Origin of the sequence: Streptomyces sp. WAC06614 (assembly GCF_003949795.1) — a bacterium.
Lineage (GTDB): Bacteria > Actinomycetota > Actinomycetes > Streptomycetales > Streptomycetaceae > Streptomyces.
In genome coordinates this window covers 16,454-27,211 of record NZ_RPRY01000067.1, presented here as the reverse complement: position 1 = coordinate 27,211, position 10,758 = coordinate 16,454, and the positions used below count along the sequence as shown (strand labels likewise).

11 protein-coding genes are annotated in these 10,758 nt (G+C 73.5%); 8 read left to right on the top strand and 3 right to left on the bottom strand.

Features of this window, described 5'->3' with window-relative positions; all coding sequences use genetic code 11:
- The first annotated feature begins 174 nt into the window (after positions 1 to 174).
- Positions 175 to 810 carry a DJ-1/PfpI family protein gene (locus tag EF918_RS12170; protein WP_125644716.1) on the top strand — a complete coding sequence of 212 codons (636 nt, stop codon included), beginning with the start codon at positions 175 to 177 and terminating at the stop codon, positions 808 to 810.
- Here EF918_RS12170 and EF918_RS12165 read toward each other — a convergent pair.
- A complete protein-coding gene (locus EF918_RS12165; RefSeq protein WP_125644714.1) occupies positions 800 to 1,552 on the bottom strand; it encodes an enoyl-CoA hydratase/isomerase family protein in 753 nt (250 codons plus the stop codon). The two genes, EF918_RS12170 and EF918_RS12165, sit on opposite strands and share 11 nt — an antisense overlap.
- Before the next feature lie 93 nt (positions 1,553 to 1,645).
- On the opposite strand from EF918_RS12165, the gene EF918_RS12160 reads away from it, so the two are divergent.
- Both EF918_RS12160 and EF918_RS12155 read left to right on the top strand, forming a co-directional pair.
- Positions 1,646 to 2,263 (top strand): HdeD family acid-resistance protein, encoded by a 618-nt coding sequence (locus tag EF918_RS12160; protein WP_125644712.1) that lies wholly within the window; start codon positions 1,646 to 1,648, stop codon positions 2,261 to 2,263.
- Between the two features lie 160 nt (positions 2,264 to 2,423).
- Entirely contained in the window at positions 2,424 to 2,906 is a 483-nt protein-coding gene (locus EF918_RS12155) for an ATP-binding protein (protein ID WP_125644720.1), read from the top strand.
- Between the two features lie 98 nt (positions 2,907 to 3,004).
- Here the strand turns inward: EF918_RS12155 and idi are convergent, their stop codons facing one another.
- Together idi and EF918_RS12145 are read right to left on the bottom strand one after the other, a co-directional pair.
- The gene (idi, locus tag EF918_RS12150) at positions 3,005 to 3,604 is read right to left on the bottom strand and encodes an isopentenyl-diphosphate Delta-isomerase (protein WP_125644710.1); all 600 of its coding nucleotides are present in this window, start codon (positions 3,602 to 3,604) and stop codon (positions 3,005 to 3,007) included.
- A 137-nt stretch (positions 3,605 to 3,741) separates the two neighbouring features.
- Positions 3,742 to 4,971 (bottom strand): bifunctional class I SAM-dependent methyltransferase/N-acetyltransferase, encoded by a 1,230-nt coding sequence (locus tag EF918_RS12145; RefSeq protein WP_260610100.1) that lies wholly within the window; start codon positions 4,969 to 4,971, stop codon positions 3,742 to 3,744.
- A gap of 508 nt (positions 4,972 to 5,479) precedes the next feature.
- On the opposite strand from EF918_RS12145, the gene EF918_RS12140 reads away from it, so the two are divergent.
- Genes EF918_RS12140 through EF918_RS12120 form a run of 5 tightly spaced genes read left to right on the top strand, consistent with a single transcriptional unit; the run spans position 5,480 to position 10,700 of the window.
- On the top strand, positions 5,480 to 7,264 hold the full coding sequence (locus EF918_RS12140; protein WP_125644706.1) for a DUF5941 domain-containing protein: 1,785 nt from the start codon (positions 5,480 to 5,482) through the stop codon (positions 7,262 to 7,264).
- On the top strand, positions 7,261 to 8,013 hold the full coding sequence (locus EF918_RS12135; RefSeq protein ID WP_125644704.1) for a sugar phosphate nucleotidyltransferase: 753 nt from the start codon (positions 7,261 to 7,263) through the stop codon (positions 8,011 to 8,013). Before EF918_RS12140 ends, EF918_RS12135 begins: the two co-directional genes overlap by 4 nt.
- Positions 8,001 to 9,062 (top strand): iron-containing alcohol dehydrogenase family protein, encoded by a 1,062-nt coding sequence (locus EF918_RS12130; RefSeq protein ID WP_125644702.1) that lies wholly within the window; start codon positions 8,001 to 8,003, stop codon positions 9,060 to 9,062. The genes EF918_RS12135 and EF918_RS12130 overlap by 13 nt, the downstream gene beginning before the upstream one ends.
- Positions 9,040 to 9,819 (top strand): CDP-alcohol phosphatidyltransferase family protein, encoded by a 780-nt coding sequence (locus EF918_RS12125; protein WP_125644699.1) that lies wholly within the window; start codon positions 9,040 to 9,042, stop codon positions 9,817 to 9,819. Before EF918_RS12130 ends, EF918_RS12125 begins: the two co-directional genes overlap by 23 nt.
- Positions 9,816 to 10,700 (top strand): glycosyltransferase family 2 protein, encoded by an 885-nt coding sequence (locus EF918_RS12120; RefSeq protein WP_125644697.1) that lies wholly within the window; start codon positions 9,816 to 9,818, stop codon positions 10,698 to 10,700. Before EF918_RS12125 ends, EF918_RS12120 begins: the two co-directional genes overlap by 4 nt.
- Positions 10,701 to 10,758 lie beyond the last annotated feature (58 nt).

Below are 10,758 nucleotides of genomic sequence, written 5' to 3'. Positions count from 1 at the left end.
CCCCTGCCCGGCCGCCCACGCCGAAGCCGCACCCGGCCCCGCGGGGCCGCCCGACCCGAAGCCCCACCCCAGGAGCGCGGGGAACCGCGCGCCCGGCCACGGGAGCGCCGCACCCGCCGGACGGCATCGCCCCGGCGGCGCCGCGGCGCACCACCGACCCCCTCCGGAGGAGACATGCAGATCGCCATCGTGCTCTACGACCGCTTCACCGCCCTCGACGCCGTCGGCCCCTACGACACCCTCGGCCGCCACCCCGAGGCGGAGACCGTCTTCGTCGCGGAGCGGCCCGGGCCCGTCCGCAACGACTCCGGCTCGCTCACCCTGATGGCCGACAAGGCCCTCGCCGACGTCCCGGCCCCCGACATCGTCCTCGTCCCGGGCGGCCCCGGGCAGACGTACCAGATGGAGAACGAGGTCCTCCTCGACTGGCTGCGCACCGCCGACCGGACCAGCACCTGGACCACCTCCGTCTGCACCGGCTCGCTCCTGCTGGCCGCCGCCGGCCTGCTCCGTGGCCGCCGGGCCACGTCCCACTGGCTCGCCCTCGACGTGCTGTCCCGCTACGGGGCCGAGCCCACCGGGGAGCGGGTGGTCACCGACGGCAAGTACGTGACCGCCGCCGGGGTGTCCTCCGGGATCGACATGGGCCTCACCCTGCTCGGCCGCATCGGCGGCGACCGGCTCGCGCAGTCCGTCCAGCTCCTGACGGAGTACGACCCGCAGCCGCCCTACGACGCCGGCTCGCCGGCCAAGGCCCCGGCCGACCTGGTGGCGGAGTGGCGCGCCAAGAGCCGGTTCGTCATGGAGTAGCCGTAGCCGTCCAGCTGAAGCGCGGCGCACGCCGCTCCAGGAACGCGGCGACACCCTCCGCGGTGTCGCCGCTCCCGCGCGCCTGCTCCGCCCAGTACGCGTCCCGGTCCGTGCGCCCGCCCGTGAACTCCTTCGCCGCCGCCTGCGTCAGCTGCGACCGTTCGGCCAGGATCCGGGTGAAGGCGGCCACCCGCCGGTCCAGCTCGCCCGCCGGCAGCAGCTCGTCCACCAGACCCACCCGCAGCGCCCGTTCGGCGTCGATCAACTCGGCCGAGAACAGCAGGTACTTCGTCGCAGCCGGGCCGATCAGCGCGGCCAGCCGCCGGGTCGAGGACGCCGGGTAGACGATGCCCAGCTTGGCCGGGGTCACCCCGAACGACGCGCCCTCCTCCGCGAACCGCAGGTCGCACGCCGCCGCGAGCTGGCTGCCGCCGCCCACGCAGAACCCCCGGATCGCCGCCAGCGTCGGCTTGGGGAAGGCCGCGAGCGCCTCCTCCGCCGCCACCGCGAGCGCCTGCGGGTCCTCGTTCCCGGTGAGCGACGAGATGTCGGCGCCGGCGCAGAACGTGCCGCCCGCCCCGGTCAGCACGACCACCCGTACGGCCGGGTCGGCGGCCAGCCCGGCGAGCAGCTCGGGCAGGGCCCGCCACATCGCGGCGGTCATGGCGTTCCGCTTGGCCGGGTGGGAGAGGGTGAGGGTGGCGACCCCGTCGGTCACGGAGTGCATCAGCTGCGCGTCCATGCCGCGAATCCTATGATCAAAGGAATGCGGCGCATCCGCGTGGTGCCGTCGCACGGTGCACAGGCACTCGATCGAGGCTCAGGAGGCGCACGCATGGGCGCTGAGGACCGTACGCCGGCGGACGAGGCGGCCCCACGCCGCGATGACGGCAAGGACCCCGCCGACCAGGAGCGGCACAAGCTCCGCCGCAGCTACGGCCTGCTGGTGCTGCTCGGGCTGGTCCTCGTGATCGCCGGGCTGGTGGGCCTCGTCTACACCGGGTTCGCCACCCTGACCACCATGTTCCTCTTCGGCTGGCTGCTGCTCATCGGCGGTGTGGTGGGCCTGGTGCACGCCGTGCAGTCGCGCGGGAGCAACTACTTCTGGCTCGCCGTCATCGTGGCCGCCCTCAACATCGCCGCCGGCTTCGTGGTCCTGCGCCGTCCGGAGGCCAGCGCCGAGGCGCTCACCATGTTCGCGGCCCTGCTCTTCCTCACCGGTGGCGTCTTCCGGCTCGTCGGTGCGGTCGTGGTGCGCGGCGCGCAGTTCGGGCTCGCCCTGGTCCAGGGTGCGTTCGGCATCCTGCTGGGCGTGCTGATCCTCGCCGGGTGGCCGGGCAACAGCCTGTACGTGATCGGTGCGTTCTTCTCGCTGGCCCTGCTCTTCGACGGGCTCAGCCTGATCGTGCTGGGGACGGGTGCCCGCCGCATCCTGGGTGACGGCAGCCGGTGAGCTGCTGATCAGGAACGGTCCCACATCTGACGCTGTCATACGCCACTGCTCAAAAGGCGTCCGATAGGCGCTGATTTCTGGTCAGTCCGCCGGTCCGGACCAGCAGGTTCCCCACCCTTGACACGTGGAGACGATCGAGCGTGAAGACAGGGGCCGGGACATGGACGTCAGCGGGAACGTCCCGCCGGTGCAGGGCCAAGGGGCGGGTGCCCCGACGGCTCCCCTCAGTTACGAGGGAGTGTGGCGCTTCACCGTGCCGGCGACAGAAGAATCCGTTCCGCAGGCCCGCCGGGCGGTCCGGGACCTGCTCGGCCGCCAGGGCGTCCCGGCCCACCAGGACGTGGTCCACTCCCTGCTGCTGATCGTCTCCGAGCTGGTCACCAACTCGGTGCGGCACGCGGCGCTGCTGTCGCCCCAGGTGGCGGTGGAGGTCGCGATCGGCCGGGACTGGGTCCGGGTGGCCGTCGAGGACGACCACCCGTACCGCCCGAAGGCCCTGGAGGCGGACTTCGGCCAGACCGGCGGCCGCGGGCTGCTGCTGGTGCGGGAGATCACCCGGGAGTCCGGCGGGGTGTGCGACGTCGAGCACACCTCCACCGGAGGCAAGGTGATCTGGGCCGCCCTCCCGCTCGCCACGTTCTGACCGGCCGTGCCGGTCGCCACCGGCCTCACCGGACGTACGGCCTGGCCTCACCGGACGTGCCGGCCTCGGCCGGGCCACGGCGCTGCCGCCCCGCCGCCCTACCAGCCCGCGGCTTCCCCGGTCAGCTCGCGGATCGCCGGCCGGGCCGCGTCCAGCACGGTCATGAACCAGGCCGAGAACGGCGCCTCGGCGTGCAGCTTCGCCAGTTCCTGCGCCGTCACGAACGCGGTGTCGCCGATCTCCTCGGGGTCCGGCCGCAGCCGGGCCTGCGCCAGTCCCACGAACAGGTGGTTGTACTCCTGCTCCACCAGCCCCGAATCGGGGTCCGGGTGGTTGTAGCGGACGGTCCCCGCCTCGGCCATCAGGGAGGGCGAGATGCCCAGCTCCTCGTGGGTGCGCCGGGCGGCCGCGGCGAAGGGCGACTCCCCGGGGTAGGGGTGGCCGCAGCAGGTGTTCGACCAGACGCCGGGGGAGTGGTACTTGCCGAGCGCCCGCTGCTGGAGCAGCAGCCGTCCCTGCTCGTCGAAGAGGAACACGGAGAACGCCCGGTGCAACTGGCCGGGAGCCTGATGAGCGGAGAGCTTCTCCGCGGTGCCGATCGTATTGCCGGACTCGTCGACCAGTTCGAGCATGATCGGTTCCTGAGTACCGGTGCCGTGGGACGCGCTGTTCGCGGCGGTGGCTGGTGTGGTCGGCATAACCATCCTTCGCTTCGGACTTCGGCCTTCAGTCTGCCGTACAAAGGCGGCTTGTCCCCACTTCGAAGATCTACGCATGTCCGCCCTCCGCGCGTGCTATGGCGCGGAGGACGGACCGTGCGGGGCTGCTCCCCGGGTCAGACGCCGAACGGCGCCGGATAGCCGATCGTGCCCGCCGGGACCGGCCCGGAGGCGTCCAGGACCAGCGCCATCAGGGCCTCGTCCGGCACCTCGAAGGGCGCCGTGATCCCGTACCGCGAGGCCGGTACGAAGCCGAAGCGCGGGTAGTACTCCGGGTGCCCGAGCACCACGACGAGGGATTCGCCACGCTCCGCCGCGGCCCCCAGAAGCGCCCGTACGACGGAACTTCCCGCGCCCGAGCGCTGCACCCGCGGATCGGCGGCCACCGGCGCGAGCGCCAGCGCCGGGGCCCCGCCGATCCGGCACCGGGTGAGCAGGGCGTGCGCCGCGACCGTCCCGTCCGGGCCCTCGGCGACGTACGACAGCCCGGGCAGCCAGGCGGCGTCAGCGCGCAGCGCGTCGACGAGATCCGCCTCCAGCGGGGTGTCGAAGGCCGCCAGGTTGACGGCGCGGACGGCCGCGACGTCGGCCGGGGTCTCGGGCCGGACCCGCCAGGGCCCGCCGTCCCCGGCGGTCACCGGGCGCAGCACGTAGCCGGTGTACCCGTACTCGTGCCCGTGCCGCGCCCGTACGTCGAGCTCCTCGCGGGTGGCGGCCAGCGCGGCCGCCAGGGCGGGGGCGGGGTCCCCGGCGGCGCGGACGGCGGCGGCCCGGGCGCGCAGCGGTCCGTAGTACGCGTCCCAGTCGGAGTCGGGCTGCCGGTACGTGCCGAGCACGCGGTAGCCGGCGGCCTGGGCCAGCGCGAGGTTGCCCGGGCCCGGGCGCAGCGCGTAGTGGCGGTCCCAGAACGCCCGGGCCCCGGCGGACGGCCGCCCGTCGGTCCACTCGCACTCGGTCAGCACCAGGGTGCCGCCGGGCGCGAGCAGCCGCTTCCACGTCCGCAGGGCGGTGTCGAGGCCCAGGCAGTAGGCGGAGCTCTCCGCCCAGACCAGGTCGAAGGAGCCGTCCGGGAAGGGCAGCCGGCCCATGTCGGCGACGACAGGTCGGATCCGATCGGAGAGTCCCCGGCCGGCGGCCTCGGCCCGCAGCTCGTCGAGGAACGGCTCGTGCAGGTCGACGGCGGTCACCTCGGCCCCGGCCTCGGCGGCCAGCAGCAGGGCGCTGCGGCCCGGTCCGCAGCCGAGGTCGAGCACGCGCGGCCGGCGGGGGAGCGGGCCGCACAGGGAGAGCAGGTGACGGGTGGTCGCGTCGGAGCCCGGACCCTGCCGGGGCAGGCCGTGGTGCAGCGCGAAGAACGCCTCGTGGAAGGCGGGGGAGTCGTACGCGTCGTCGGTGGGGTGAGTGGGGAGATCGTGGTCGGTCAACGTGAACCCTTGGGAACAGGGGCTCCGGCCGACGGGCCGATCAGCGCGGAAGGCCGGTGATCAGGCCTGGCCGGACGCCCGGAGTGTGGGGATGACTCGGTCGTCCTCGCCGCGGGCAGCGGCGATCGTCGCGACGGTCATCGACCCACCTCCTCGTTCGTCGTTCCTCGTGCACCGGATCACGCGCACGGCCCGGCCGCACGCGTACTACGTAACACCCTAGCATCGGGCCCGACGCGGGAACGTTTGTCGAACGTGTCTACGATCGCCCATGATGATCGCGACCTGAGCGCCACCGGGCCGCGGAGCCCGGGATCATCGGCTTATCGGGCCGTAAACGGGTGGTGAACCCCCGCTTCCTTTCATCCGATAGCCTCTGCCGACGTGCCGCCCGCCCCCACGGGGCGCCCGTATCAAGGAGTGAGTCCGTCTGCCGACCGTCATCCTCGCCGGCCCGCCGGTTCCCGGATCACCGCTGGAAGGCGACCTGCGCTCCCTCGGCTTCGAGGTCCGGCCCGTGCCCGAGCCCACCGACACCGCCGCCGCCCTGGCCGCCGTCCCCGCCGACCAGCGGGTGGCCGTGGTCGACACCGGCTTCGTCGGCCATGTGCACGCCCTGCGCCTGGCCCTGACCGACCCCCGGTTCGACGCCTGCGCCGTCCCCGGCGCCCTGTCGGTGCGGCCCGCCGCCCGCGGAGCCCTGGACAAGGCCGCCCGGACCGCACCCGGCACCGCCGCCGACGGCCCCTACGCCGACCGGCTCGCCGCCGGCCTGGAAGCGGCCGGGACCACCGTCCAGCACCCCGAGCTGGGCACCCTCGTCGCCACCGTGCCCGCCACGGCGGACGAGCGCCGCCGGGCCACCGAGGCGGTCGCCGCCGTGGACGAGGAGGCCGTGCGCCTGCGCACCGCCGTGAAGTCCCGCGACGGCTTCTTCACCACCTTCTTCATCAGCCCCTACTCGCGCTACATCGCCCGCTGGTGCGCCCGCCGCGGTCTGACCCCGAACCAGGTCACCACCGCCTCGCTGCTCACCGCGCTGGCCGCAGCCGGCTGCGCCGCCACCGGCGAGCGCTGGGGCTACGTCGTGGCCGGCGTCCTGCTGCTCGTCTCCTTCGTGCTGGACTGCACCGACGGGCAGCTCGCGCGCTACTCCCTGCAGTACTCCACGATGGGCGCCTGGCTGGACGCCACCTTCGACCGGGCCAAGGAGTACTCCTTCTACGCGGGCCTGGCCCTCGGGGCCGCCCGCACGGGCGACGACGTCTGGGCCCTCGCGCTGGGCTCGATGATCCTCATGACCTGCCGGCACGTGGTGGACTTCTCCTTCAACGAGGCCAACCACGACGCCACCGCCAACACCAGCCCGACCGCGGCCCTCTCCGACCGCCTCGACAGCGTGGGCTGGACCGTCTGGGTCCGCCGGATGATCATCCTCCCGATCGGTGAGCGCTGGGCGATGATCGCGGTCCTGACCGCCCTCACCACCCCGCGCGTCGTCTTCTACGCCCTGCTGGCCGGCTGCGCCTTCGGCGCCCTCTACACCACCGCCGGCCGGGTGCTGCGCTCGGTGACCCGCAAGGCCAGGCGGACCGACCGGGCGGCGCAGGCCCTGTACGACCTCACCGACTCCGGCCCGCTCGCCGAGCTGCCGCGCCGCCTGCTCCCGCGGGAGCGGGCGTCCGCGGCCGCCGTCTGGGTGGCCGCCGCCGGCGCCGCCGCCCTGGTCGGCCTCGCCCTGGCCCGACCCTTCGGCGACCCCGCCCTGATCGGCGCCGCCCTGCTGTACGCGGTCACCTCCGGCGAGGCCGTGGCGCGCCCCCTCAAGGGCGCCCTGGACTGGCTGATCCCGCCGCTGCTGCGCGCCGCCGAGTACGCCACCGTGCTGGTGCTGGCCGTCAAGGCGGACGTGCCCGGGGCCCTGCCCGCGGCGTTCGGCCTGGTCGCAGCGGTCGCCTACCATCACTACGACACGGTGTACCGCATCCGCGGTGGCACCGGCGCGCCCCCGCACTGGCTGGTGCGGACGATCGGCGGGCACGAGGGCCGGGTCCTGGCGATCACGGTCCTGGCGGCCGTCCTCGCGCGCCAGGACTTCCCCGTCGCGCTCACGGCCCTGGCCGGGTTCGTGGCGGTCGTGGTGCTCGTGGAGAGCATCCGCTTCTGGGTCTCCTCCGGAGCACCCGCCGTACACGACGAAGGAGAACCCGCATGATCGGCCTGGTCCTCGCTGCCGGTGCCGGACGCCGCCTGCGTCCCTACACCGACACCCTGCCGAAGGCCCTGGTGCCCGTCGGCCCCGAGGGTGACGAGGAGAGCCTGACGGTTCTCGACCTGACCCTGGGCAACTTCGCGGAGGTCGGCCTCACCGAGGCCGCCATCGTCGTCGGCTACCGCAAGGAGGCCGTCTACGCGCGCAAGGAGGCCCTGGAGGCGAAGTACGGCCTGAAGCTCACGCTGATCGACAACGACAAGGCCGAGGAGTGGAACAACGCCTACTCCCTGTGGTGCGCGCGTGAGGTCCTGCGGCGCGGCGTGATCCTCGCCAACGGCGACACCGTCCACCCGGTCTCCGTCGAGCGGACCCTGCTCGCCGCCCGCGGCAACGGCCAGAAGATCATCCTCGCCCTCGACACGGTCAAGCAGCTGGCCGACGAGGAGATGAAGGTGGTCACCGCCGACGGCAAGGGCGTCCAGAGGATCACCAAGCTGATGGACCCGGCCGACGCCACCGGCGAGTACATCGGCGTCACGCTGATCGAGCCGGAGGCCGCCGAGGAGCTGGCGGACGCGCTGAAGGCCACCTTCGAGCGCGACCCCGACCTGTACTACGAGGACGGCTACCAGGAGCTGGTGCACCGCGGCTTCACCGTCGACGTGGCCCCCATCGGCGACGTCCAGTGGGTCGAGATCGACAACCACGACGACCTCGCCAAGGGCCGGACGATCGCATGCCAGTACTGACGAGGCTCATCCCCTCTCCCGTCGTCGTCGACATCACCCGCGGCGCCATGGACGACCTGGCCGGCCTCCTGGCCGACCAGCGGATCTCGGCGTCCGGGAAGCTGGCGATCGCGATCAGCGGCGGCTCCGGCCAGACGCTGCGCGCGAAGCTGGAGCCCGTACTGCCGCTCGCCGACTGGTACCCGGTCGTCGACGGCACCATCGACTCCGCCGTCAAGCTCGCCGACGACATAAAGGGACGGCGCTACGACGCCGTGGTGGGCCTGGGCGGCGGCAAGATCATCGACGTGGCGAAGTACGCCGCGGCGCGGGTCGGGCTGCCCATGGTGGCGGTCGCCACCAACCTCGCCCACGACGGCATCTGCTCGCCGGTGGCGACCCTCGACAACGACAACGGCCGCGGCTCCTACGGCGTCCCCACGCCCATCGCCATGGTCATCGACCTCGACGTCATCCGTGACGCGCCCGTGCGGTTCGTCCGCTCCGGCATCGGCGACGCGCTCTCCAACATCTCGGCCATCGCCGACTGGGAGCTCTCGCACGAGGTCACCGGCGAGGCCGTCGACGGCCTCGCCGCCGCCATGGCCCGCACCGCCGGGGAGTCCGTCCTGCGCCACCCCGGGGGCTGCGGCGACGACGAGTTCCTCACCGTGCTGGCCGAGGCCCTGGTGCTCACCGGCATCGCCATGTCCATCAGCGGCGACACCCGCCCGGCCTCCGGCGCCTGCCACGAGATCAGCCACGCCTTCGACCTGCTCCACCCCGGCCGCTCCGCGCTCCACGGCGAGCAGGTCGGCCTCGGCGCCGCCTTCGCCATGCACCTGCGCGGCGCCAAGGAGCAGGCCGGGCTCTTCGCCGACGTCCTGCGCCGGCACGGCCTGCCCGTGCGGCCCGAGGAGATCGGGTTCAGCGCGGAGGAGTTCGTGGCGGCCGTCGAGTACGCCCCCCAGACCCGCCCGGGACGCTTCACGATCCTGGAGCACCTCAACCTGTCCGCAGCCGAGATCAGGGACGCCTACGCCGACTATGCCCAGACCATCCGTAGCTGAACTCCGGCCCGTCGTGCACCCGGCGGGCGTCAAGGACCGGCGCAGCGGCGAGCACTGGGGCGGACGCCTCTACATGCGCGAGATCTCCCTGCGCATCACCCGCCTGCTGGTCACCACCAAGGTCACCCCGAACCAGCTCACCTACGTGATGACGCTGTGCGGTGTGCTGGCCGCCCCGGCCCTGCTGGTGCCGGGCATCTGGGGCGCCGTCCTCGGGGTGGTCGCCGTCCAGCTCTACCTGCTGCTGGACTGCGTCGACGGCGAGGTCGCCCGCTGGAAGCAGCAGTTCTCGCTGTCCGGGGTCTACCTGGACCGGGTCGGCGCCTACCTGTGCGACGCGGCCGTCCTGGTCGGCTTCGGCCTGCGCGCCTGCGACCTGTGGGGCGGCGGCCGGATCGACTGGCTGTGGGCCTTCCTCGGCACCCTCGCGGCCCTCGGCGCGATCCTGATCAAGGCCGAGACCGACCTCGTCGGTGTCGCCCGCCACCAGGGCGGGCTGCCCCCGGTCAAGGAGGCCGCCGCCGAGCCGCGCTCCTCCGGCATGGCCCTGGCCCGCCGGGCCGCCGCCGCGCTGAAGTTCCACCGGCTGATCCTGGGTATCGAGGCCTCCCTGCTGATCCTCGTGCTGGCCGTGATCGACCAGGTCCGCGGCGACCTGTACTTCACCCGGCTGGGCGTCGCCGTCCTCGCGGCCATCGCCCTGCTCCAGACCGTGCTGCACCTGGTCTCCGTCCTCGCGTCGAGCAGGCTGCGATGACCGCCCCGCTGCGCGTCGGCGCCGTGATCATCACCATGGGCAACCGGCCCGACGAGCTCAAGGCCCTCCTCGACTCGGTCGCCCGCCAGGAGGGCGACCCCGTCGAGGTGGTCGTCGTCGGCCAGGGCGTCGAGCTCACCGGGCTGCCCGCCGGGGTGCGCACCGTCGCCCTGCCCGAGAACCTCGGCATCCCCGGCGGCCGCAACGTCGGCATCGAGGCCTTCGGCCCGGGCGGCCGGGACGTCGACGTGCTGCTCTTCCTCGACGACGACGGCCTGCTGGAGCGCACCGACACCGCCGAGCTGTGCCGGCAGGCCTTCACCGAGGACCCGCGCCTGGGCATCATCAGCTTCCGGATCGCCGACCCGGACACCGGCGTCACCCAGCGCCGGCACGTGCCGCGGCTGCGCGCCTCGGACCCCCTGCGCTCCTCCCGCGTGACCACCTTCCTCGGCGGCGCCAACGCCGTACGGACCGAGGTGTTCGCGCAGGTCGGGGCGCTGCCGGCGGAGTTCTTCTACGCCCACGAGGAGACCGACCTGGCCTGGCGGGCCCTGGACGCCGGCTGGCTGATCGACTACCGGGCGGACATGGTCCTGCTGCATCCGACCACGGCCCCCTCCCGGCACGCGGTCTACCACCGTATGGTGGCTCGCAACCGGGTCTGGCTGGCCCGCCGGAACCTGCCGGCCCCGCTGGTCCCGGTCTACCTGGGCGTATGGCTGCTGCTGACCCTGCTGCGCAAACCCTCGGCGCCCGCGCTGAAGGCCTGGTTCGGCGGGTTCAAGGAGGGCTGGGCGACCCCCTGCGGTCCCCGGCGCCCCATGAGGTGGCGGACCGTGTGGCGGCTGACCCGGCTGGGCCGGCCGCCGGTGATCTGACAAGCTCGCGTCTGGGACCATGGGCGTCGGTCGTCCGGCACCCGGTCCTCCGGCGCCC

Excerpts from the sequence above, each read along its gene's own strand:
- EF918_RS12170 (WP_125644716.1), top strand. The coding sequence starts at position 175 with ATGCAGATCGCCATCGTGCTCTACGACCGCTTCACCGCCCTCGACGCC.
- EF918_RS12165 (WP_125644714.1), bottom strand. The coding sequence starts at position 1,552 with ATGGACGCGCAGCTGATGCACTCCGTGACCGACGGGGTCGCCACCCTC.
- EF918_RS12160 (WP_125644712.1), top strand. The coding sequence starts at position 1,646 with ATGGGCGCTGAGGACCGTACGCCGGCGGACGAGGCGGCCCCACGCCGC.
- EF918_RS12155 (WP_125644720.1), top strand. The coding sequence starts at position 2,424 with ATGGACGTCAGCGGGAACGTCCCGCCGGTGCAGGGCCAAGGGGCGGGT.
- idi (WP_125644710.1), bottom strand. The coding sequence starts at position 3,604 with ATGCCGACCACACCAGCCACCGCCGCGAACAGCGCGTCCCACGGCACC.
- EF918_RS12135 (WP_125644704.1), top strand. The coding sequence starts at position 7,261 with ATGATCGGCCTGGTCCTCGCTGCCGGTGCCGGACGCCGCCTGCGTCCC.
- EF918_RS12130 (WP_125644702.1), top strand. The coding sequence starts at position 8,001 with ATGCCAGTACTGACGAGGCTCATCCCCTCTCCCGTCGTCGTCGACATC.
- EF918_RS12125 (WP_125644699.1), top strand. The coding sequence starts at position 9,040 with ATGCCCAGACCATCCGTAGCTGAACTCCGGCCCGTCGTGCACCCGGCG.
- EF918_RS12120 (WP_125644697.1), top strand. The coding sequence starts at position 9,816 with ATGACCGCCCCGCTGCGCGTCGGCGCCGTGATCATCACCATGGGCAAC.